Source organism: Roseibium sp. RP-7 (assembly GCF_053005225.1).
This window is the reverse complement of the sequence record NZ_JBRKQA010000001.1, coordinates 2,238,816-2,261,694: the sequence shown is the minus strand read 5'-3', so window position 1 is coordinate 2,261,694 and position 22,879 is coordinate 2,238,816. Positions and strand designations below refer to the sequence as shown.

General features: G+C 58.5%; 17 protein-coding genes. 13 read left to right on the top strand and 4 right to left on the bottom strand.

All coding sequences use genetic code 11. From position 1 onward, the window contains the following. Positions 1 to 60: 60 nt before the first annotated feature. Positions 61 to 1,662: an arylsulfatase gene (locus ACVDG9_RS10285; RefSeq protein ID WP_447237898.1), complete on the bottom strand. Its 1,602-nt coding sequence runs from the start codon at positions 1,660 to 1,662 to the stop codon at positions 61 to 63. 221 nt (positions 1,663 to 1,883) lie between these two features. After that, the gene (locus tag ACVDG9_RS10280) at positions 1,884 to 2,432 is read right to left on the bottom strand and encodes a cupin domain-containing protein (RefSeq protein WP_062489002.1); all 549 of its coding nucleotides are present in this window, start codon (positions 2,430 to 2,432) and stop codon (positions 1,884 to 1,886) included. 335 nt (positions 2,433 to 2,767) lie between these two features. Here ACVDG9_RS10280 and ACVDG9_RS10275 point away from each other — a divergent pair, with 335 nt between their 5' ends. After that, positions 2,768 to 4,795, top strand: a complete 2,028-nt coding sequence (locus ACVDG9_RS10275) for a methyl-accepting chemotaxis protein (RefSeq protein ID WP_228865979.1) — start codon at positions 2,768 to 2,770, stop codon at positions 4,793 to 4,795. 181 nt (positions 4,796 to 4,976) lie between these two features. Here the strand turns inward: ACVDG9_RS10275 and mdlC are convergent, their stop codons facing one another. Further along, positions 4,977 to 6,581, bottom strand: coding sequence for a benzoylformate decarboxylase (gene mdlC, locus ACVDG9_RS10270; RefSeq protein ID WP_447237897.1), 1,605 nt, complete (start codon positions 6,579 to 6,581; stop codon positions 4,977 to 4,979). A gap of 144 nt (positions 6,582 to 6,725) precedes the next feature. After that, entirely contained in the window at positions 6,726 to 7,430 is a 705-nt protein-coding gene (locus ACVDG9_RS10265) for a metal-dependent hydrolase (protein ID WP_447237896.1), read from the bottom strand. A gap of 235 nt (positions 7,431 to 7,665) precedes the next feature. Between ACVDG9_RS10265 and ACVDG9_RS10260 the strand changes: the two genes are divergently transcribed. The 12 genes from ACVDG9_RS10260 (at position 7,666) to ACVDG9_RS10205 (ending at position 22,841) form a co-directional block, all read left to right on the top strand. Then, on the top strand, positions 7,666 to 9,423 hold the full coding sequence (locus tag ACVDG9_RS10260; RefSeq protein ID WP_447237895.1) for an autotransporter outer membrane beta-barrel domain-containing protein: 1,758 nt from the start codon (positions 7,666 to 7,668) through the stop codon (positions 9,421 to 9,423). Positions 9,424 to 9,471: 48 nt separating this feature from the next. Next, entirely contained in the window at positions 9,472 to 9,960 is a 489-nt protein-coding gene (gene ruvX, locus ACVDG9_RS10255; protein ID WP_023004059.1) for a Holliday junction resolvase RuvX, read from the top strand. 61 nt (positions 9,961 to 10,021) lie between these two features. Further along, positions 10,022 to 10,948, top strand: coding sequence for an AEC family transporter (locus ACVDG9_RS10250; protein WP_023004058.1), 927 nt, complete (start codon positions 10,022 to 10,024; stop codon positions 10,946 to 10,948). Between the two features lie 437 nt (positions 10,949 to 11,385). Beyond that, the gene (locus ACVDG9_RS10245; RefSeq protein WP_447237894.1) at positions 11,386 to 12,342 is read left to right on the top strand and encodes an aspartate carbamoyltransferase catalytic subunit; all 957 of its coding nucleotides are present in this window, start codon (positions 11,386 to 11,388) and stop codon (positions 12,340 to 12,342) included. 17 nt (positions 12,343 to 12,359) lie between these two features. After that, positions 12,360 to 13,661: a dihydroorotase gene (locus ACVDG9_RS10240; RefSeq protein WP_447237893.1), complete on the top strand. Its 1,302-nt coding sequence runs from the start codon at positions 12,360 to 12,362 to the stop codon at positions 13,659 to 13,661. 92 nt (positions 13,662 to 13,753) lie between these two features. Further along, a complete protein-coding gene (locus ACVDG9_RS10235; RefSeq protein WP_189640077.1) occupies positions 13,754 to 14,533 on the top strand; it encodes a DUF3108 domain-containing protein in 780 nt (259 codons plus the stop codon). Between the two features lie 114 nt (positions 14,534 to 14,647). Next, positions 14,648 to 15,313, top strand: coding sequence for a glycerol-3-phosphate 1-O-acyltransferase PlsY (gene plsY, locus ACVDG9_RS10230; RefSeq protein ID WP_447237892.1), 666 nt, complete (start codon positions 14,648 to 14,650; stop codon positions 15,311 to 15,313). Beyond that, positions 15,310 to 16,449, top strand: coding sequence for a DNA-processing protein DprA (gene dprA, locus ACVDG9_RS10225; protein WP_447237891.1), 1,140 nt, complete (start codon positions 15,310 to 15,312; stop codon positions 16,447 to 16,449). The genes plsY and dprA overlap by 4 nt, the downstream gene beginning before the upstream one ends. A gap of 188 nt (positions 16,450 to 16,637) precedes the next feature. Then, positions 16,638 to 19,316 carry a type I DNA topoisomerase gene (topA, locus tag ACVDG9_RS10220; protein WP_447237890.1) on the top strand — a complete coding sequence of 893 codons (2,679 nt, stop codon included), beginning with the start codon at positions 16,638 to 16,640 and terminating at the stop codon, positions 19,314 to 19,316. Between the two features lie 62 nt (positions 19,317 to 19,378). After that, positions 19,379 to 21,631 carry a ribonuclease R gene (gene rnr, locus ACVDG9_RS10215; protein WP_447238300.1) on the top strand — a complete coding sequence of 751 codons (2,253 nt, stop codon included), beginning with the start codon at positions 19,379 to 19,381 and terminating at the stop codon, positions 21,629 to 21,631. Next, on the top strand, positions 21,628 to 22,098 hold the full coding sequence (locus ACVDG9_RS10210) for a DUF983 domain-containing protein (RefSeq protein ID WP_447237889.1): 471 nt from the start codon (positions 21,628 to 21,630) through the stop codon (positions 22,096 to 22,098). Before rnr ends, ACVDG9_RS10210 begins: the two co-directional genes overlap by 4 nt. Next, positions 22,095 to 22,841 (top strand): NUDIX hydrolase, encoded by a 747-nt coding sequence (locus ACVDG9_RS10205; RefSeq protein WP_447237888.1) that lies wholly within the window; start codon positions 22,095 to 22,097, stop codon positions 22,839 to 22,841. The genes ACVDG9_RS10210 and ACVDG9_RS10205 overlap by 4 nt, the downstream gene beginning before the upstream one ends. Positions 22,842 to 22,879: the final 38 nt, after the last annotated feature.

Here is a 22,879-nt window from a genome sequence, read left to right as displayed (position 1 = left end):
GCGAAAAAAGCCCGGAGCCTTGCGAAGCTCCGGGCTTTTTATTGTCGTGACAAGCTTGACTCAGTTGCTGCCGCTCATGCCGGCTTTCAGCTTTTCCTCAATCGCCGTCAGATTGAAGGATCCAGGTGTCTGGCTCGGCGGATAGTCCTGCATGGTTTGCAGGAACCTTGAGGCCAGTGCCTGGATCGGAACGATCACAAACGCACGGTCAAGCAACCAATCAAAGTAGATGTTGGCGTTGTGCTGCGCCTTTTCGAAAGGATCCCGGCGCAGGTTGAAGATCGCCGGAACACGCAGTTCGGTGAAGGGCTCCTGCCAGACGCCGAAGGCCTGACCACGGTTTTCCAGGAAAACGACCTTCCAGTCGTCGTACCGGGCAGCAACCACCTGACCATCGTCATTTACGTACCAGAATTCATGACGCGGCGAGGCATCCGTCTCGCCTTTCAGATAGGCGTTGAGGTCGTAACCATCGATGTAGTTGCGGTAAGTCCGGCCACCGAGTTCAACACCTTCAAGAAGCTGTTCCTTGATATCCGTCGCCCCTGCAATCGCAGCGAAGGTCGGCAGCCAGTCTTCGTGGGCAACGATACCGTTCAGCGTCACGTTTTCCTGAAAGACACCAGGCCAACGAATGAAGGCGGGTACACGGTAAGCACCTTCCCAATTGGAGTTCTTTTCACTGCGGAACGGCGTCGTACCGGCATCCGGCCAGGTGTTGAAATGCGGGCCGTTGTCGGTCGAATACATCACCACCGTATTGTCGGTGATGCCGAGTTCGTCCAACAGGTCCAGCAGTTCGCCGACATGCATGTCATGCTCGACCATGCCGTCGTGGTAGGTATCTCCGCTCGGACCGGCAATCCCCGTATGCTCTTCCTTCACATGTGTGCGGAAATGCATGCGGGTTCCGTTCCACCAGACGAAGAAAGGTACGTCCTCTTCCACCGCTTCACGAATAAAACGCTTGGCTTCCGCAAGCGATTCCTCATCGACGGTTTCCATGCGCTTCTTCGTAAGAGGACCGGTGTCCTCGATCTTCTGCGTTCCGTCTGCATTGGCCCAGGTATGGAGAACACCACGCGGACCGAACTGTTCGCGGAAAGTCTTGCCGTTCGCCAGAACCATGTCACCCGGGTAGTCCCGGTTTTCCGGCTCTTCTTCGGCGTTCAGATGGTAGAGATTGCCGAAGAACTCATCGAAACCGTGGTTTGTCGGCAGGTGTTCGTCCAGGTCTCCCTGGTGGTTCTTGCCGAACTGGCCGGTCTTGTACCCTTGCGACTTCAGGATAGTTGCCATGGTGACGTCGGTTTCCTGCCAGCCCTGTTCGGCACCCGGCAGCCCTACCTTTGTCATGCCTGTCCGAACTGGCACATTGCCGCCGATGAAGGCGGCACGGCCGGCCGTACAGCTTTGCTGGGCATAATAGTCGGTAAAGGCAACGCCTTCCTGCGCAATCCGGTCAATGTTGGGCGTGCGGTAGCCCATCATGCCACGGTTGTTGTGACTGATGTTCCATGTGCCGATGTCATCCCCCCAAATTGCGAGAATATTCGGCTTCTGCGCTTCCTGCGCCAGACTTGTCTGGGATGTTACGGCAAAAGCTGCCGCGAGTCCGAGAACCACCGCGCACAAACGCGGCAACGTGCGAAAATAGCTCATGAAAACTCCCACCTGAATGGTTGCTTAGACTGCGCCCCCAGATTGCAGACGCGTTTTGCATCATCCGGCAGACCGTCTTCACTTACCTTAGGTCAGCTTTTGGATCTGACAAGCGATTTTCGATATTTTACAGAAAGTTCGTATTCCCGAATGTATCGGAAATCGAAAAGAGTCCATTCAATCAATGGGTGTATAGGACAACAAAGCGAGATTTCTCGCCGCTATTCGACCTTGTTCTTGTTTGCACCCGGCTTGTCCTCGGCGACCGTTGCCACACCGTCATCCCCGAGCAGGAAAACAGCCAGGATCTTGGCAGGCCCTTCACCGGTATTCTGCCCTTTGTGGGTGACATCCATTGCTTCCAGAAGACCGTCGCCGGCACGGTAGACCTTCTTGCCAAGTTCCTCGTAAGTGACGGTAATCTCGCCTTCCAGAATGTAGGCAAAGAGCGGCGCGTGATGCTGGTGCCACTGTGTCTCCTCGCCCGGCTCCATGGTAATCTCGATGGCTTTTATCGAAGGGTTCGATTGCGGAAAGGCGACCTTTTCGCCGGCAACCGTCGTATCTCCGGAAAACACGTCCCGTACCGTTGCATAAGGCGTTTTGGCGGCAGCTTCTTCGTCCTGCGCGGCTTTGGACCCCGGCTTGGCATGCGGCTTGGACGGCGCGGGCTTGCCGTCAGGCGTGATCGACTTGTCTGCCGACAAGACTGGCGTCGCACAAAGGGCGCCGCTCAGTACCGCAATGAAAGCAAAGCTGGACAGCTTCATGATAAGTCCCCGGTTATTCACTTGCTTGGGTGGCTGGGCCAAAACGACGGCTTGGCTACCATCAAAATGTGCTTGCATTGTGCCTGACGATTGAAGGCACAACAATATTCTCACAATGACTTGAACAACTTATCACACACCAAAGCGCATTCAGCCATTCGGGTGTACAGAAGCATCGTCATACCCCAGCGACAAACACACCAAATATTTTTACTGCTCTCTGAAGCATATACTTAAAACTATCAATGTTCTTTTCTCCTACCATCTGGCGAAATACTTATTTAATCCAAGCCCCATACCATCAGAGAACTCACTTCAGACATGTTGAGGCTCTCATGAGATTCGGAATTTCCCGCAAGCTGGCGCTGGTATTTGGTGCCCTGGTTCTGGTTTCCCTGTCCATGGGGTTCTTCTCCTACAGTCTCATGAAAAGTGTCGCGAGCGAAGGGGAACACCTGGGAGCAGAATTGGCGCCGCTTGGAGATGCCGCGATGGAGATCAAGCTCACCGCGACGCATGCGCATTTGCTTTTTGAGGAAATCATGTCCGGTGACGACGGCGAGAGCATCGACGAAGTCTGGAATCTCCTCGACGAAACACGGTTTTACGCGAACGCCATATTAAACGGCGCGAGCAACGAAGAAGGAACCTTCTACCCTTCCCGCTCCCCGGAAGTCCGCGAAAAGATCAAGGAAGTTCTGGCCGCAGTCGACGAGTTTGTTGCCTCCGCTCAAGGCCGATACGCTTCCCTCGCAGGCGATCAGGGTGTCGGCAGTTCAGCTGACGAGAAGTTCGATGCGATCTACGACGATCTGGAACAGAAGATCGCTGCAATCTCCGCACCGCTGACAAATGATGCGAAGGCGCAAGCCCTGGCAGGTGAAGCAAGGTTCAATCTTGCGCATGGACATTTGCTGGTCGCGGAAATCCTGGGCGGTGATGCCGGTGAGGAATTCGCAGAAGCTCTGGGCAGTTTCGAAAACGCCCGGAAAGCGCTTGAGGCCCATCCGGACCTTCAGAAGAGCAAGGACGTTCTCGCCCAGATCGGCGAACTGATCGACCTTGCGAACGTTCGACACCAGGCCATGCTTTCAACCGAGAAAGCCGGCTCGGGAGCCGATGTTGCCTTTGACGAAACCTTCGAACGTTTCATCGCCCTGGCGGATGACGCCGAAACGCTCATTCACCAGGAAATGGATAATGGGTTGTCATCCCTGCGCTCAGCCGCAGAAACGTCCAATGCACTTCAGGTCGGCGGCACGCTGGTGCTTGCGCTATTTGCGGCAACAGCCTGGTTCTATTTCAGCCGCACTATCGGTCACCGCGCACGGCAGCTTTCCGAAAATGCCAACCTGCTGGCATCCGGCCAGCTTGAAATCGAGCGACCGACCTGGCGGGCAGCAGATGAGCTGGGCCAGCTCCGCGACACGCTGGACGTCTTCCAGGGCTCTCTGGTTGAACAACGCCAGTTGGCAGAAGAAGTCGACCGGCAGCGCGAGGTCCAGGCAGCAGACCGCAAGAAGCTGATGCACAGGCTTGCAGAAGATTTCCGTGCCAGCACCGAAGCGGTCCTCGCGGCACTCGACAATGCCACAGAGGGTCTGCAGGTCGCCGTTGATATGTCCACCAAGGCCGCCGAGGACTCCGGCTCAATCGTGCAATCGACCACTCACGCCGCGGACAATGCATCCGGCAAGGTCGATACGGTTGCCGCCGCCGCAGAAGAGCTTACCGCCTCCATTGCGGACATCAGCAGACAGGTGGAAGCGACCGCGTCCGTGGTTGCCTCGGCCACCGGCCAGGCCAGCTTGACCAACGAGAAGATTTCTAACCTGGCCGACGCAGCCGACAAGATTGGCGAAGTTGTCGTTCTTATCCAGGCTATCGCCGAGCAGACGAACCTGCTTGCACTGAACGCAACCATCGAAGCGGCGCGGGCCGGTGAAGCAGGCAAGGGATTTGCGGTGGTCGCGGCGGAAGTGAAAGAGCTGGCGACCCAAACCTCAAAGGCGACCGAGGAAATCGGCGGGCAGATTGCAGCCATTCAATCGGAAACCAGAGAGGCTGTGCTCGCAATCGAACAAATTTCAACGACCATGACAGAAGTCGACACTCATACGACAACGATTTCCGCCGCGGTGTCACAGCAGGGCTCGGCAACAACCGAAATTGCCGCAAACGCGCAGGAAACGTCTTCGGATACCAGCGTCGTTTCCCGCAACATGATGCAGATGCAGGAAGCCATTCAGGCGCTTGTTCAATCCTCCGACCAGCTCCGAGGGTCTTCTTCCTCCGTTCAGGATCAATCGACCAATCTCAGGAAATCTCTGGACGACTTCCTCGCCCGTCTGGATGCAGCCTGATGGCTTCAGCAACGTGTTGGCTGGTGGCAAGTCAGCTGCCGGTCAGCCAAATCGCCTCTCCTAAAGCTTCAGCGCATCGCCTGACCTAGCCTACGGCTTGGAGTTCTTGACTTCACGTGAGGCGAAATCCCCTCGCACGCCGGTAAAAATGGCATTGCACGATGAGTGCTGCTTTGAACGTTTATCCAAGTAACGATCTAAGCTTGGGCGATATCTCCACCTCGACCACGGTCGTTCCCCTGTAGGCCAAAGCTGAGGAAAGAGCGGCCTTGAATTCGTCGGCGGTCTTCACCTTCGCGGTCTTCGCACCGTATCCTCGTCCCAGTGCCTCGATATCAAGCCCTGGCAGATCCAATCCCGGAACGTTCGGCGTTTCCTCCAGGATCGCGAACTCCTTCAGGATCGCATATTGACTGTTGCGCATGGCAACGAAGACCACATGCGCCTCCTCCTGCACGCCGGTGTAGATGCTCTGCACCGAATACTGGAAAGAGCCGTCGCCGATCACGGCAATTACGGGTCTGTTGCGTCCGCTCGTTTCCTCTGCAATCGCGAGACCGACAGCAGCCGGCATATCCCAGCCGAGACCTCCGGAAGCAAAAGTGTAGAACGTGTCCGGCTTGTCGATCGGAATTTGCCGCTCCAACTCGATGACGTTGGATGGAGATTCCTCTACCAACACGAAATCTGACGGCGCAGCCTCCCTGATCAAGCTGTAGACTGCATCCGGCGTCAGTGGCAGGGCCGAGTAGTCAGGTACCGGTACCGGATCCTTTTTGTAGGGATTGGGCTTTTCCTCTCGTCGATCCAGCTGAGGCAGGATTGCCTGAAGAAAAAGCCTGCTGTCCGAGACCAGGCTGTCGCCAACCGGGGCCTTGGCCGCCATGTCCGGATCGTCGGTAACTTGCAGCAGCTTTGTTCCTGCCGGAAGGTAGTCTCCCGCGACATATGGATAGTAGCGGAAGACCGGTGCGCCGACGGTGATGACCAGATCGTGCCCCTCGAGCCGCTTGCAGATGGGGCCGATGGCCGAAGGCAATGTGCCGGCGTGGAGCCGATGACTTTCGGGAAATGGCGTGCGCTCCGCAAAAGGCGCCGTCAGAACCGGGGCAGACAGCGCTTCTGCGAAAGCGATCCCTTCGTCCCAGGCTTCAGACCGGGCAATGTCCGAGCCGTAGACCAGAACCGGAGTTTTTGCTGCGTTGATACGCTCAGCGAAATCCTTGATTCTGGCAGGGTCGGCGGCCGAGCGCAGAGACACGGAGCGGACTTCTGCGGGTCCCTCCATTTCCTTGTCCCAGTCGTCCAGCGGGAGCGATAGAAACACCGGGCCGCTCGGCTGCTGGACGGCTGCTGCGTAGGCGCGCATGAAAGCGGCCGGCACGTCCTGGGCCCTTGCCGGTTCATAACTCCACTTCACCCATGGCTGGGGCAAAAGCGTCGCATTGATGTTGGTAAGAAGCGGCTCGAGCAGCAGCATGTCTCGGGTCTGCTGTCCGGCGGTCAGAATGAGTGGTGTCTTGTTCTGGTAGGCGGTCAGGATGCAGCCCATCGCGTTACCGAGGCCTGCTCCTGTATGGACATTCACAATGACAGGTTTGCGCAGTCCCTGCGCCAGGCCGTCAGCGATACCGACGACGCTGGCTTCCTGCAATGAAAGCACGTAGCGGAAGTCGTCCGGAAAATTCTTCAGAAAGGTTTCTTCAGTGGACCCGGGATTGCCGACGATAGTTGTCAAGCCGAGCTTGCGAAGCAGATCGAAGGTAACGTCTTTTACAGTCGGCATATTATCCTCCGCTGGACGCTGGAACCAAAGGTCCCAGCGTCACAAAACAAGAAAACCACCCCTACTTCTTAAATTTCTCGGAAAAAGACTAAACCTCTACATCCAAGTGAGACAAGCAAAGATTGCTTCCCTCGGCAGCCCCCGTCAGACGTCAATCGGTTCACCGGGTTTTGGCTTTGCCACCTTGTCGCGATCGCCGCCCATTGCCTGAAGGAACGTATCCGCCGTCTGGTCGATGATCGGGAACGAGCCGTAATGGCAGGGAATGATCGTATCGAAGTTGAAGAAACGGGTGCAGGCGAGCGCTGCCGTCTTGCCACCCATCGTGAAGCGGTCTCCGATGGGAACAAGCCCGATTTTCGGCTGGTAGATCTCGTCGATCAGAGCCATGTCGGAGAAGATGTCGGTATCTCCCAGATGATAGAGCGTCTTTTCTCCAGGGGCTTCGATGATGACACCATGTGGATTGCCCAGATAGACGGCCTCACCGCCAGCCTGGAAGGACGACGAGTGATCGGCGCGCGTCAGCGCGACGCTGAACGGTCCAACGTTCACCTTGCCGCCGGAATTCATGGGACTGATATTCTCGATCCCCTGCCGGTTGGCCCACATGCAGATTTCAAAATTGGACGTCAGCTGCGCGCCGGTTTTTTTCAGGATGTCGACAGCGTCACCGATATGATCGTTGTGACCATGGGTCAGGATGACATGCGTTACGCCATCTGACGCCTGATCGACTGACAGGTTCTCGGGAAAAGACGGATTTCCGCTAAAGAACGGATCGAACAGGATGGATGCTCCTTCAATCTCGATCTTGAAGGCGGAATGGCCATACCAGGTCAGTTTCATCGCGGTCTCCTAATTCGACGACAGGTTTTCAGGACCCTATCAGCGGCAGCCGGTCCGCAACAAGTTGAATGCGTTCAATCTGCCTTGCAGGGCACGGTCTTGTTATCGATATTTTTGACAGTGCATCTGTGCAATTATGGCAACGCCTTGATTATTTCAACAACCAGAGCTGGTTTCTCCTTCTACTTCAACGCAAGATGACGTTGGGGATTCGAGAGACTTTGGAGCAATGCCGATGCGTTTGCGTTCGAAACGTGCCTGGCTGGACGTCATCTGCCCGGCAGCTCTGCTCTTCAGCAGCCTTTCGACATCCGCCCTTGCCGCCAATTGCAAAAATGATGGCGGCCTGCTTTTTCTGGGAACCAACAAATCCGATAGCCGTTCGATCTGGATTTCGGGAACGGTCGCAGGAGGTTACCGACTGGACGCCGCTCAGGGTAACCAGACTGTCGACACCTGGTCCCGCTCCAGCACCGGCCTGCATTTATCAACTTCTCCGGTCGTTTCGAACGGAAACGGTGGCACGCACAAGCTTTACAGTGTCGACGGCGGTTCCGATTGTCTTATCGATACGCAGAACCAGAAACGCGATTTCCAGCTGCCCGACAACATCAAGCCGCCAAGCCTGGTAAAGCCTCCAATAGGCAGGCTGTTTCCGGATTTTGGACGGCCTGTCCCGCCGATCGCGGTCCTTCCTCCCAGCGGAGTAATGCCCGGACTGCCAGGTCCGATTTCGCCACCATCTAGCGGCGTTACTCCGCCAATAGGGACACTGCCACCGGCCGGACTTTCACCTGGACGTCCCGGAACAGCCACACCGCCAATCGGCATTGTGCGGCCTTCGGGCGTTTTGCCAGGGGCACCTGGAGGGGTAACACCTCCCATCGGCACGCTTCCTCCATCCGGTGGCCTACCCGGCTCTCCTGGAGGGCCAGGCACGGTCACGCCACCAATCGGAACCCTGCCGCCCGGCAGCCGCAATCCAAATCAACCGAGCCTTCCGGCCGGCTTTGTGCCGGTCAGGCGCGCTGATGGTCAGGTCATCAGTTTTTGCGTCGATCCACGATCAGCCGAAGAGACAAAGACTGACAATGCACAGACATTCTGCACCCGGGAACAACTGCTGGCCGCCGGACGTCTGCAGGCACAGGATGAAGTTCCAATCACACCTGGCCGGGATCTGATTGAACCGACACTCTGGAATGCCTGGAGCACGGTAACCGGCGTCTACAGCGACGACAGGCGTTTCGGCAGGGACTTTCAGACACTCAGCGGAACCGCGGCCTTTGGTGCCGACCGCAAGCTTACCGAAGATATCGTCGGCGGTATTTCCGTAACCTTTGAAACCATCGACACCGACGGCTTCAATTCCAACCTGACAATCGACACCCAGGGCTTTGAAATCGGCCCCTATGTTGCCGCACGAATTTCACAGCACTGGGCCGTTGATGGCTCGCTGAGCTATGGCTTTTCAAACAGCCAGTCGGATATCTCGGTATTGAGCGGCGAATACAATACCCATGAACTCGGCGCGACTTTCAGTGTTCACGGTCAGTATTCGCTAAGCGAGATCCAGGTACGCCCCAAGGCGACCGTAACCTTCAACCGCGTTTTTTCCGATGGTTACGATCTGAACGGGACGATACTCAACCGGGCCATAAGCGTTCCCATCTCGGGCAATGCAGCCTCTCTGGGTACAATTGAACTTACGACCGAATTCAGCCGTCAATTCACCTTGCAGGACGGTCTTCTGATCCAGCCCTATGTGGAAGCAGGCGCGGTCTACGAATATTTGCGACCGAACGACGGCAAGATCCTCGATGATGAATTGAACTTTGTCACAGCATCGGCCTGGAGCTTTACGTTGCGCGGTGGGGCGACTGCCCTGATTGCGGAGAACGTTACGCTTGATGCAAAGGGAGGCTATCTCAGCCTGGGACAGAACGGGCTGGACGTTTGGGAAGGGCAACTTCGTGTTGCCATCGGGTTCTGAGTGAAAATCGAACTGGCGTTTTCCATGGCTCGCTGGTAAAGCCGCCGAATGGCAAATGACCCCGCACTTTCCCTGGAAGATTTCATGGCCGCCGTGCCCGACCGCACCCGGCTGATCGGCCTGGATCTTGGCACCAAGACCATTGGTCTGGCGCTTTCAGATCTCGGACGTGGCATCGCCTCTCCCATGGAAACGATCCGGCGCAAGAAGTTCACCCTGGATGCGGAACAACTCCTGGCTATCTGCGCCAAGCAGGGCGTCGGCGGCATGGTGCTCGGTCTGCCGCTCAACATGGATGGTTCCGAAGGACCCCGTGTCCAGGCGACGCGCGCCTTTGTGAGAAACCTCTCGCAGAAAACGGACCTGCCGATCACCTATTGGGACGAGCGGCTGTCGACGGCGGCCGTGACGCGCACCCTGCTGGAAGCCGATACGAGCCGTGCGAAACGGGCCGACGTGGTCGACAAGATGGCCGCTGCCTACATCCTGCAGGGCTTTCTGGACCGACTCGGCTTTATGGGCTTAGATAACGGCTGATCCCACCGCTGCAGGGTACGGGCCCTTGTTTCAAGGCCTGTCGAACGCGAAAGCCGAACACATGCTGACCACACTTGCCGCCCTGATGCCGGTCATCCTCGTGATTGCCTCCGGCTACCTGATCGCCCGCACCGGACTGATTACCGGCGAGCAATGGCGTGGTGTCGAACGGCTTGCCTATTATGTCCTGTTTCCGGCGGTGTTGTTCCGCACGATCTCGCAAGCGGATTTCGCCAGTTTTCCGACGCTCAACATGGGCGGTGCCCTGCTCGCCTCCATCTTGTCCATGGCGCTGCTTCTGCTTCTGGCACGCACGACCATCGAGCGTGCCTGGGGCATCGCCGCGCCGCGTTTTACCTCCATTTTCCAGGGCACCTTGCGCTGGAACGCCATGATCGCGCTCGCGATTGCCGACAATGTGGTCGGTGAAACAGGGCTGGCCATGCTTGCGGTCGCAATGGTGTTCATGATCCCGTTGCTCAACGTCGCCAGCATCCTGGTACTGTCGCACTACGCAAGCGGAACGTCACCAAGTGGCGCCAAGATCCTGAAAGACCTGTTCACCAACCCCTTCATCCTCTCGATCGGCGCAGGCGGCATCATGAACGCGGGTGGCATCTCCCTGCCTTTCGTGGTCGATGACACCCTGGAGATTTTCTCCAGGGCCGCGCTCCCCATCGGCATTATCTGCGTCGGAGCCGGGCTGGACCTCGGCTCACTCCGCAGACCGGGACCGGCGCTCGCGCTCGGCACCTTTTTGCGTCCGATATTCATGCCGTTGCTTGCCTTTGGATTTGCCAGTCTTTTCGGCGTTACCGGCCCCGCATTGGTCGTGGTCATCATTGCCAGTTCAGTGCCCTGTGCCAGCAACTCCTACCTGCTCGCCCGTCAGATGGGCGGCGACGCAAAGCTGATGGCCGAGATCATCACGCTTCAGACCCTGGCAGCGACCCTGACGATCCCGCTCGCCCTGCTGCTGGTCACTTGATCAGGCTCTTTGGCAGTAGAAGCTCGCCCAGTTGCGCAAAATCGTAGCCGCGTCAGTTTGCTTTACACCCGCACAGTCACCGAGCCGTGCGCAACGCCTGGCAGAAACTGGCAGTTGTCTATAAATTCCAACAACTTGTCAGTTGTTCCCCACCAGTGCAACAGCAAGCTGGAAGCGGATAGAAACCTGCAGGCTATTTGCGACTGTTACGACAGTATTCTCGCCGAGATTCGGTCGTGATTTTGAGTGGAACACAATAGTTTCAATCCTTTGGCGGCGCCTGCGCGTGCTGCCTTTGAAACCTCTGCCGTTTACCACCGCGCACGCAGCCATATTTTGTCCAGCCGATAAAATATTTAGCAGGTATGTGGACAGCGGGCATGATGTGATTTCCTGACTTGTCGAACCGGGCGTTCCTCCTTATAGGAATGGTCTCGATGACCGCGAGCAACACCCATCGAGACAGCCCTTACCCCCATCGTCATTTGCTGGGCATAGAGGGCCTTCACCCCCACGAAATTCTGGGCCTTCTGGACCGGGCGGAGGAAGCCGTAGAGGTTTCCCGCCAGATCAGCAAACGACGGCTGGTCTTGCAGGGACGAACCCAGATCAACCTCTTTTTCGAGAACTCAACCCGCACCCAAAGTTCTTTCGAACTGGCCGGAAAACGGCTCGGGGCGGACGTGATGAACATGGCAGTGTCCCAGTCGTCGGTGAAAAAGGGCGAGACGCTGATCGATACGGCGGCAACGCTGAACGCCATGCACCCCGACCTTCTGGTGGTTCGCCACCACGCGGCCGGTGCGGTGCATCTTCTGGCGCGCAAGGTCGGCTGCTCCGTTGTCAATGCAGGCGACGGCCCGCATGAACACCCGACACAGGCCCTGCTCGACGCCCTTACCATCCGGCGACACAAGGGAAAGATCGCGCGGCTGACCGTGGCCATCTGCGGTGACATCGCCCATTCTCGCGTTGCCCGATCCAATATCATTCTTTTGAACGCGCTCGGAGCGCGCGTCCGTGTTGTTGCCCCCACCACTCTCCTGCCGTCCGGCATCGCCAAGATGGGTGTCGAGGTCTTTACCAGCATGAAGGAAGGCCTGGCGGGTGCCGACATCGTCATGATGCTGCGCTTGCAGCGCGAGCGCATGAACGGTGCCTTCATTCCATCTGTACGGGAATATTACCGCTACTTCGGACTGGACGCGGAAAAGCTCGCCTATGCCAAGGAAGACGCCCTTGTCATGCATCCGGGACCGATGAACCGCGGTGTCGAGATCGATGCCTCGATTGCCGATGGCGCCCAAAGCCTTATTCGCGAACAGGTGGAAATGGGCGTTGCCGTGCGCATGGCCGTGCTTGAAGCCCTTGCCGCCAATCTGCCGAACAATTGATCCAGGGGACAAGACACGTGGCCTACGACACACCCAAACCCCTGGTTCTCTCAAACGCCAGAGTGATTGACCCGGTACGCGGCCTGGATGCTCCAGGTTCCGTCATCATCGCGGACGGCACCATTCTCGCCGCCGGGCCGGAAGCTGCCAACCAGGGCTCTCCCTACGGTGCGGAAATCATCGACTGCAAGGGCGCGATCGCCTCTCCGGGCCTGATCGACTTCTGCGTCTCCGTCGGAGAACCGGGTGCAGAGCACCGGGAAACGCTCGCCAGTGCCTCCCAGGCTGCCGCAAGCGGCGGCGTGACGACAATTTGCACCATGCCCGACACGGATCCGGTGATTGATGATCCCGCACTGGTCGATTTCATCCTGCGCCGGGCGCGTGACACGGCCATCGTCAACGTGTTGCCACTGGCCGCCTTGACCAAGGGCCTCAAGGGCGAGGAAATGGCCGAAATCGGCTTGCTGAAGGAAGCGGGAGCCGTTGCCTTCACCAATGGCCACAAGTCGGTCAAGAATGCCCAGGTCATGCGTCGCATGATGACCTACGCCCGCGATTTCGACGCGCTGGTCATCCACCACACGGAAGACCCGGACCTCGCCGGCGGGGTCATGAACGCAGGCCTGAACGCCAGTTGGAAAGGTCTTTCCGGTGTGCCGCGTGAAGCGGAAATCATCATGCTGGAGCGGGACCTGCGCCTGGTTGCCATGTCCAAGGGCAAGTACCACGCAAACCTCATTTCCACCTCCGACAGCGCAGACGTGGTTCGAGCAGGCAAGGCGAAAGGGCTGGACATCACCGCCGGTGTGTCGATCAATCACCTGACCCACAATGAAAACGACATCGGCGCCTATCGAACGTTCTTCAAGATGTCGCCACCGCTGCGCGATGAAGACGACCGGCAAGCGATGATCGCGGCTGTTGCCGACGGCACAATCGACATCATCTGCTCCAATCATGACCCGCAGGACGTGGAAACCAAACGTCATCCGTGGGCGGAAGCAGAAGACGGCGCCATCGGCCTTGAAACCCTTCTGGCGGCGGCCTTGCGGCTTTATCATTCCGAGCAGGTCGACCTTGTCACCCTGCTTGGCGCGATGACCTGCCGCCCGGCGGACCGGCTGGGGCTGGAAACCGGACGTCTCTCCAAGGGAGCTCCGGCGGATGTGACCGTGTTCGATCCCGAGCGTCCCTGGGTGCTGGAAAAGAGTACCATCAAGTCACGTTCGAAAAATTCTCCCTTCGAGGATGCACGGTTCTCGGGGCGGGTGCTGCGCACGGTTGTCGGTGGGAAAACGGTTTTCAGCCACACCTGAACAAGCCCTTGTTTCCGTTCCAACGTTGATCCTGTTCGCGCCACAATTCTCCCTGAATCTGGCGCGAACGGAACTTCCAACGGAACATGCTGATGCGCCCGATCGCCCTTGCCTTTCTGATAACCGCGCTGTTTACCGGCAGCGCTTCGGCGGCTGATCTCTACATTAAGTACAAGCTTTACGCCCTTGGGCTGCCTATCGGCTCCGGCGTCCTGTCACTGGATGTCGACAGCAAGTCCTATTCCGTCAGTGCCAACGGCCAGACCGCCGCCTTCGGACGGCTGGTGTCTGACGGCAAAGGCACAGTTGAAGTCGCGGGAACCGCACAAAAACTCGACCTGGAGCCAGCCCGCTACGCTCTTGACCTCAAGAGTGAAGACGAGACCGGAACCATCACCATGCGGATGCGTAAGGGCAGTATCGATGCTATCGAAGTTCGGCCGCCGCAGGATCGGATGAAGGAACGGGTCAAGGTAACCGCAGAGCATCTTAAGAGTGTTCTCGATCCCCTGACCGCCGCCGTGCTTCCTGCCCCGCAAGGCCTTGCCAAGGAGAGCTGCAACAGGACATTGCGCATCTTCGACGGCAAGGAACGTTACGACGTTCACCTGCAGTACAAATCCCGCAAGGCCACCAGAACGTCTGATGGCCGGTTCAAGGGCGACGTCATAGTCTGCGGTGTCCGGTACGAACCCATTTCCGGCCACCGGCCGAAGCGCAAGTCGATCCAGCAACTCGCGGCAAACAAGTCCATGGAAGTCTGGCTCGCACCGGTTGGTGACAAGCCGTATCTCGTCCCGCTCCGGGCGAGTATTTCCCTTCCGTTCGGATCGCTGCTGGTGGAAGCGGAAAAATACAAGCTGTCGGAATAGACCCCGCGCTATTTCCCTGCAAAGACACTCTTTTCTCAGTTGCCGGACTTGATCCGGGCTGCCATGCCGTTACATTGCGATGGCTATTTATTATGCACGTCATTGGAGTATCGCGTGCCAGAACCGATCAGCTGGGCCTTTGCCTGGCCCTACTATCTCGCCGCCCTCGCCTTCGGCTATCTGCTCGGTTCGATTCCTTTCGGCCTGCTGTTCACGCGCATGGCCGGACTTGGAGACATCCGCCAAATCGGCTCGGGCAACATTGGCACCACCAACGTTCTGCGCACCGGCCGCAAATCTCTGGCAGCTGCCACGTTGCTGGGGGATGGATTGAAGGGCACCGTTGCCGTTCTGATCGTCAATCACTTCTACGGCCAGGAAATGGCTCTTATCGCCGGCCTTGGGGCGTTTCTCGGGCATCTCTTCCCGGTGTGGCTGAAGTTCAAGGGCGGCAAGGGTGTCGCAACCTACCTAGGCATTCTGCTTGGCCTTTATTGGCCAATGTTCCTGCTCGCGGCAGGCATCTGGATCGGTATGGCCTTTCTGTTCCGTTATTCGTCTCTGTCCGCACTGACGGCTACCCTGCTGACCCCGATCGTGCTCTATCTCGTTTTCCATCAGGTCCAGATAGCTCAGATGTTCGTCTTGCTGTCGGTGCTGCTATGGGCCAAGCATCACGAGAACATTGGCCGGCTTCTGCGCGGGGAAGAAAGCAAGATCGGCTCGAAATCCAAACCGGCGGCCAATGCTTCGTCTCCGTCCGGCGATGAAAGCGCGTGAACCGCGTCCCTGAAAATATAACTCCCGGCAACCTCTCCGAGGCGGAACGTCTGGCGTGGCTCCGCCTAATACGATCGGAAAACGTCGGTCCCGTTACATTCGCGGAACTTCTGAAACACGCAGGCTCCGCTCAACGAGCGCTTGAGCTGCTTCCCGATCTTGCAAGGCGCGGCGGTAAGGCAAGCCGGATTTGTCCGCTTGAAGACGCTGAAGCCGAGCTGGACGCCCATGGGCGGATCGGGGCCCGGTTGATTGGCCTGCATGAACCCGACTATCCGCAACATCTTCGACATATCGACGGTCCACCGCCGCTCCTGTCCGTAATGGGCGGCACCTCCGCGCTGACCCGGGAACGGATGATTGCGATCGTCGGTGCCCGCAACGCTTCACTCTCGGGCAGAAAACTTGCGACAAGGTTTGCACAGGGGCTTGGAGCAGAAGGCTTTTCAATCGTGTCCGGCCTCGCCCGCGGGATCGATGCTGCCGCCCATGAAGCCTCACTACAAACAGGTACCATTGCCGTGTTTGCGGGAGGCATCAATGTGCTCTACCCGCCGGAACACGACAGGTTGCTTGCTGCCGTTCTCGACACAGGGGGCGCCGTCATCAGCGAGATGCCTCTTGGCTGGAAACCCCGCAGCCGCGATTTTCCCCGGCGCAACCGGCTGATTTCAGGACTGTCTCTGGGGGTCATCGTTATCGAAGCCGCCAAGGCCTCCGGCTCTCTTCATACCGCTCGTTATGCTCTTGAGCAGAACAGGGACATCTTCGCCGTACCGGGTTCCCCCCTGGATCCGCGTTCGGAAGGTGCCAACGGCTTGATCCGGCAGGGTGCGGCACTTGTCTCGACCGCCGACGATGTGCTGGAAGGTCTTGGTGGTCGACTGGCACCAACCCTTCCCTTTGGCAGGCAGTTCCGCGAAGAAAGCGAAACTGCTCCTCTTTCCCGCTCCGAACCGGACGGAAAGCTGCGTGACCGCGTCCTTGCGGCGCTTGGTCCAACCCCGGTGGACATGGATGAATTGATACGCTTTGCGGATGGTGATGCGAGGTCGGTTCATGTCGTGCTGCTGGAACTCGAACTTGCCGGGCGCCTCGAAAGACACCGCGGCAACAAAATCTCCGCTTTGATGTAAGGGGCCGTTTTTCCTTGAATCTCAGTGGATAACCCGTATCTGGACCGAACCGCTTGACCCGGAAGGATCAAAGGTCCATTTGACAGGCGGCGCTTGATCCTTGATCGTCTGCGCCACTGAATTAGCACTCAGATCACCTTCTCCACCGGGCGGGGGCTCCGTATCCGGCAAAAATATTTTGGGTAAGAATGAACGTCGTCATTGTCGAATCGCCGGCGAAAGCCAAGACGATCAACAAATATCTCGGTTCCGACTATACGGTGCTGGCTTCCTACGGCCATGTGCGAGATCTGCCGGCCAAGGACGGCTCGGTGCTGCCGGACGACAATTTCGCCATGAGCTGGCAAGTGGATGCGAAGGCGCAGAAACGGCTGAGCGAAATCGCCAATGCGGTCAAGGATGCCGACCGCCTCATTCTCGCGACTGACCCCGACCGCGAAGGGGAAGCAATTTCGTGGCACGTTCTGGAAGTGCTGCAAAAGAAGAAGGTGCTGAAGGACAAGCAGGTCGAGCGCGTGGTCTTCAACGCGATCACCAAGAAGGCGATCCTGGAAGCGATGGACAATCCGCGCCAGCTGGATACACCGCTGGTCGATGCCTATCTCGCCCGCCGAGCACTGGATTACCTGGTCGGTTTCACCCTGTCTCCGGTCCTGTGGCGCAAGCTGCCCGGCGCCCGTTCCGCCGGGCGCGTGCAGTCTGTCGCATTGCGGCTGATCTGCGACCGGGAAATGGAGATCGAAACCTTCACGCCGCAGGAATACTGGTCGATCTTCGCCAACATGAAAACACCGACCGGGGACATGTTCCAGGCTGGCGTGACCGGGTTTGACGGCAAGAAAATCGGCCGTCTCGACATCAACAACGAAGCGGAAGCCACCGCGATCAAGACCATGCTGGAAAGTGCCAGCTTCAAGGTCGACAGCGTGGCTTCCAAACCTGCGAAGCGCAATCCGGCGGCACCGTTCACCACCTCCACACTGCAGCAGGAAGCCTCACGCAAACTCGGGTTTTCCGCATCGCGCACCATGCAGGTGGCGCAGAAGCTTTATGAGGGCATCTCAATCGGTGGCGAGACTTCCGGTCTCATCACCTACATGCGTACCGACGGCGTTCAGATTGCCGGCGAAGCGATCGCTGCCGCCCGCTCCGTAATCGCCAAGGATTTCGGTGACAATTACGTTCCGGCAAGCCCGCGCGTCTATACCTCCAAGGCAAAGAACGCCCAGGAAGCACACGAAGCGATCCGGCCAACGGACCTTTCGCGTCGCCCGAAGGATGTCGCCAGGTTCCTGGATCCGGACCAGGCCAAGCTTTATGAGCTGGTGTGGAAACGGACCATGGCCTCTCAGATGGAGTCAGCCGTTCTGGAACGGACCACCATCGAGATTCTCGCCGACGGTTCCGGTAAACGCGCTAATCTGCGTGCCACTGGCTCCGTCGTCCGCTTCGACGGTTTTCTTGCGCTTTATCAGGAAGGTCGGGACGACGAGGAAGACGAGAACTCCAAGCGCCTGCCGGCAGTCGATGAAGGTGCCGCGCTGACGGCTGCCTCTGTCGACGGGACCGCACAAGCCATCGAAGCCTCGCAGCATTTCACGACACCGCCGCCGCGCTACACCGAAGCGAGCCTGGTCAAGAAGATGGAAGAGCTTGGCATCGGCCGGCCGTCCACCTATGCCTCGACGCTTCAGACCCTGCGCGACCGTGACTATGTCGAACTCGACAAGAAGCAGCTTGTTCCGATGGACAAGGGCCGCATTGTTACCGCGTTCCTGGAAAGCTTCTTCCAGCGCTATGTCGAATTCGACTTCACAGCGAGCCTGGAAGAACAGCTCGACAAGATTTCCGCAGGCGAGCTTTCCTGGCTCGACGTGCTACGTGATTTCTGGACCGGGTTCTCCGGCGCGGTCGATGAAATCAAGGACCTGCGCGTTGCCCATGTCATCGACGCGCTGAACGAACTGCTCGGGCCGCATATCTTCCCGCCGAAGGAAGATGGCACCGATCCGCGCAAGTGCCCGTCCTGCGACACAGGTCAGCTATCGCTCAAGGTCAGCCGCTGGGGCGCTTTCATCGGCTGCTCCAACTATCCCGAGTGCGGCTTTACACGGCAGCTCGGCAAGCCGAGCGGTGAAGACGGCGAAGGTGATGACGGCCCGAAGGTTCTCGGCACCGATCCGGAAACCGGCCTTGACGTTTCCCTGCGCAACGGCCGCTTCGGCCCCTATGTTCAGCTGGGCGAGGAAGCCAAGCCGAAGCGAGCCTCGCTGCCCCGTGGCTGGTCCGCACCGGACATGGATCTGGAAAAGGCGCTGCAGCTTCTGTCGCTGCCGCGCGAGGTGGGGCCGCACCCGGAAGACGGCAAGATGATCTCGGCCGGCATCGGTCGCTACGGGCCGTTCGTGCTGCATGAAGGCACCTATGCCAACCTGTCCACGCCAGACGAAGTCTTCTCCGTCGGCATCAACCGTGCAGTTGATGCGCTGGCGCAGAAACGCGCCAAGGGGGGTGGCCGCGGTGGTGCAGCGGCAACGCCGCTGAAGGAGCTTGGTGAGCATCCGTCCGAAGGCGGCCCGATCAATGTCTATGACGGGCGCTATGGTCCTTACGTCAAGCATGGCAAGATCAACGCCACGCTACCGAAGGACACCGACCCCAAGGCCGTGACGATGGAACAGGCGCTGGAGCTGATCGCGGCAAAGGCCTCCAAGGGCGGCACCAAGAAGAAGGCGGCTGCCAAGAAACCTGCTGCGAAGAAAACAGCAACCAAAAAGACGGCCACCAAGAAGACGACGGCAAAGTCATCCGCAAAGGCAAAGGTCGATGCGTCGTCCGAAGAGGTGCCCTGGGATGATGCGAGTTGAGCGCAAAACGGATTAACACGCGCAAGCACACCAATCGAAAACACGCCAAGGTTCCGGGTGAAATGCCATCACGCGAGGATATTCTCGCGTTTGTTGCAGATAACCCGGGGCGTGCGGGCAAGCGCGAGATTGCCCGTCATTTCGGTATTATCGGCGGGGCCCGCATCCATCTGAAAAAGATGTTGAAGGACCTGACCGACGACGGCCTGATGGAAAAGCGCAACAAGCGCATGATCCGTCCTGGCGATCTGCCACCGGTTTTCGTGGCCAATCTTATTGCACGCGACCGGGACGGTGAGCTGATCGCGACCCCTGTCGACTGGGACGACGAGGCTGGCACTCCGCCGAAAATTCTGGTGCTGACCGGCAAGACCAAGGCGACGCAACCCGGCCTGGGTGACCGCGCACTCGTGCGCTTGACCGAAGCTGAGAGCGGCCCCGAAACAGAACATGTTGCCCGCGTCATCCGCGTTTTGGAAAAGCGTCAGGGTGCAATCCTCGGAATTCTGCGGAAGCGTGACGGCACCCGCCCGCATTATCTCGAACCGATTGACCGCAAGCAGCGGGAACTCGACATTGATCCGCGTGAACTCAAGGACTCAGAGGACGGAGATCTTGTCAGCGTTCAGGTGACGCGCTCCGGCCGCTACGGCCATCCCGTCGCGTCGGTGGTTGAGCGCTTCGGCTCGATGAATTCGGAAAAGGCGGTTTCAGAGATCGCCCTGCAATCGCATGGCATTCCGCATGTCTTTCCGGCAGCTGTAGAAGCGCAGGCCGAGAGCGCAAAGCCGGTGGAGAAACTCGGCAAGCGCGAGGACTGGCGGCAGGTGCCGCTGATCACCATCGACCCGCCCGACGCAAAAGACCACGACGACGCCGTCTACGCCGAAGCGGACGAGGACCCTTCCAACGAAGGCGGCTATATTTGCTATGTGGCGATTGCGGATGTCGCATACTACGTCACCCCCGGCTCTCCGATGGACCGGGAAGCGAACCTGCGCGGCAACTCGGTCTATTTTCCCGACCGGGTGATCCCGATGCTGCCGGAGCGAATTTCCAACCAGCTCTGCTCGCTCCGGGAAAAGGAAGACAAGCCGGCGCTTGGCGTGCGGATGGTGTTCGACAAGACCGGACGCAAGACCGGGCACACCTTTCACAGGGTGCTGATGCGTTCGGCGGCAAAACTCTCCTATCTGCAGGCTCAGAAGGCGATTGACGGCACAACAGACGAGAAGACCGAAACCCTGCTCGACGGCGTCCTGAAGCCGCTATGGGCCGCTTACGCCGTGCTGAAGAGGGGACGTGAGGCGCGCGAACCGCTGGAACTCGATCTGCCGGAACGCAAGATCAAGCTGAAACCGGATGGAACTGTCGATCATGTCTATGTTCCGGAGCGTCTGGACGCCCACAAGCTGATCGAAGAATTCATGATCCAGGCGAACGTGGCAGCCGCCGAAACGCTGGAGCAGAAGAAAACGCCCCTGCTCTACCGGATCCACGATGCCTCGACCCCGGAAAAACTGGAAAGCCTGAAAGACTTTCTATCGACGATCAACATGAAGCTGCCGTCCTCCGGTGGTCTCCGCCCCTCCGCCTTCAACGGCATACTTGCCAAGGTGAAGGACACACCGCAGGCCAATCTCGTCAACGAGGTGGTCTTGCGCAGCCAGGCCCAGGCAGAATACGCCCCGCAGAACATCGGCCATTTTGGCTTGAACCTGCGGCGGTACGCGCACTTCACGTCACCAATCCGCCGGTATGCCGATCTGATCGTGCATCGTGGGCTGATATCCGCGCTCGGGCTTGGCAAGGATGGCTTGCCGGAAGGTATCGAGACGAAACTTGAGGCCATCGGCGCTGAAATCTCGGCCGCTGAACGGCGGGCAATGCTTGCCGAACGCGACACCATCGACCGTCTGATTGCCCTTTGGATGAGCGACCAGATCGGCGCGAGTTTTCAGGGCAGAATTGCAGGGGTGGTCAAGTCCGGCATGTTTGTTCGCCTGTCCGATACAGGTGCCGACGGCTTCGTACCGGCCTCCACAATCGGCCTCGATTATTATCGCTATGACGAAGGGTCGCACGCCCTGATAGGTGACAAAACCGGCGAGACCTACCAACTTGGCGATCAAGTGGAGGTCCGGCTGGTGGAAGCAGCCCCCTTTGCCGGTGCACTGACATTCGAGCTGCTGAGCCACGGCAGCATTGCCGGCAAACGCATCCGGAAAGCCGCGCCAAAGGTACGGCGCGGGCCGCCGAAGGGCGGACGCAGCAAGACCTCACCGAAGAAACAGGGTCGAAGGAGATCTTCGTGACGGTCCGGTATGAACTGCACGACAAACTGGAAACGCCGGAAGCAGCATCCGAAAAACCGCGGCGCAATGTTCTTCAGGCCATGCTGCGCGGTGCCGGCAACCGGTGCATGAACTGCGGAAAAGGCAAGGTGTTCGACGGCTTCCTTCAGCCACATTATGCCTGCTCTGTCTGCGGTGAGGAGTTCCATCACCATCGCGCGGACGACGCCCCGCCCTATTTCACAATCACCATTGTCGGCCACATTATCGTTCCCGGCCTTCTGGCCGTGGAAGTGTTGTGGCATCCCGCGTTGTGGATCCATATGTCTCTCTGGGTACCGCTGACGCTGATCCTGTCGCTGTCGCTTCTGCGACCGATCAAAGGCGCGCTGATCGGTCTGCAGTGGGCGCTCTACATGCATGGTTTTGACCCGGATGCGGAAGACGACACGCCTCCCATTCCGGTGCCTTCCGAAAGGATCACATGAGCGGTTCGTTCGAAAAGCAGCTGGCAAAAGACGAAAAAGCCGGAAACTACCCGTATATCCGTCCCAAGGATGCCGCGACGCTGCTCATTCTGGACCGCGACGATCGGGGTTCCGTGAAGCTGCTGATGGGCCGTCGTCACATGCGCCATGCCTTCATGCCGGGAAAATTCGTGTTCCCTGGTGGCAGAGTGGATGTCTCCGATTCCCGTGTGACCAACGTGCTTCCCTATCATCCGGACGTCGAGGCGAAGCTTACGCAGGACCTGAAGAACGCCAAGTCGGCCGCACGCGTTCGTGCGCTGGCCCTGGCCGCCATTCGGGAAACCTATGAAGAGGCCGGGCTGTTTATCGGCCGTCAGGCACACAACAGCCACCTGCACCTTGGTACCGGCTTCGAGGCATTTGCCGAGCGCGGCATACAACCCGACCTGAGCGGCCTTCGGATGATTGCGAGGGCCATCACCCCACCGCAACGCCCGCGACGCTTCGACACCCGTTTTCTGGCCGTCTGGGCGGACGCCATTGCCGACAGGTTGCCCGATGGAACCGGCCCGTCCGGCGAACTGGAAGATTGTGCCTGGCTGACTTTCGAAGAGGCGAGGCAGAAGGATCTGCCGATGATCACCAACAAGATCCTGACCGACCTGGAAGACAGGCTGGCGAAAGACCCTGAGCTTTCACCGACGACGCCTGTCCCCTACTATTTCTTTCGCAAGGGCGGTTTCGTTAAGCAGGAGCTCTGAAGCTACCTGTACCTGGCGGATTGCCGGCCGTTGCAACA

Excerpts from the sequence above, each read along its gene's own strand:
- ACVDG9_RS10285 (WP_447237898.1), bottom strand. The coding sequence starts at position 1,662 with ATGAGCTATTTTCGCACGTTGCCGCGTTTGTGCGCGGTGGTTCTCGGA.
- ACVDG9_RS10280 (WP_062489002.1), bottom strand. The coding sequence starts at position 2,432 with ATGAAGCTGTCCAGCTTTGCTTTCATTGCGGTACTGAGCGGCGCCCTT.
- ACVDG9_RS10275 (WP_228865979.1), top strand. The coding sequence starts at position 2,768 with ATGAGATTCGGAATTTCCCGCAAGCTGGCGCTGGTATTTGGTGCCCTG.
- mdlC (WP_447237897.1), bottom strand. The coding sequence starts at position 6,581 with ATGCCGACTGTAAAAGACGTTACCTTCGATCTGCTTCGCAAGCTCGGC.
- ACVDG9_RS10265 (WP_447237896.1), bottom strand. The coding sequence starts at position 7,430 with ATGAAACTGACCTGGTATGGCCATTCCGCCTTCAAGATCGAGATTGAA.
- ACVDG9_RS10260 (WP_447237895.1), top strand. The coding sequence starts at position 7,666 with ATGCGTTTGCGTTCGAAACGTGCCTGGCTGGACGTCATCTGCCCGGCA.
- ruvX (WP_023004059.1), top strand. The coding sequence starts at position 9,472 with ATGGCAAATGACCCCGCACTTTCCCTGGAAGATTTCATGGCCGCCGTG.
- ACVDG9_RS10250 (WP_023004058.1), top strand. The coding sequence starts at position 10,022 with ATGCTGACCACACTTGCCGCCCTGATGCCGGTCATCCTCGTGATTGCC.
- ACVDG9_RS10245 (WP_447237894.1), top strand. The coding sequence starts at position 11,386 with ATGACCGCGAGCAACACCCATCGAGACAGCCCTTACCCCCATCGTCAT.
- ACVDG9_RS10235 (WP_189640077.1), top strand. The coding sequence starts at position 13,754 with ATGCGCCCGATCGCCCTTGCCTTTCTGATAACCGCGCTGTTTACCGGC.
- topA (WP_447237890.1), top strand. The coding sequence starts at position 16,638 with ATGAACGTCGTCATTGTCGAATCGCCGGCGAAAGCCAAGACGATCAAC.
- rnr (WP_447238300.1), top strand. The coding sequence starts at position 19,379 with ATGCCATCACGCGAGGATATTCTCGCGTTTGTTGCAGATAACCCGGGG.
- ACVDG9_RS10205 (WP_447237888.1), top strand. The coding sequence starts at position 22,095 with ATGAGCGGTTCGTTCGAAAAGCAGCTGGCAAAAGACGAAAAAGCCGGA.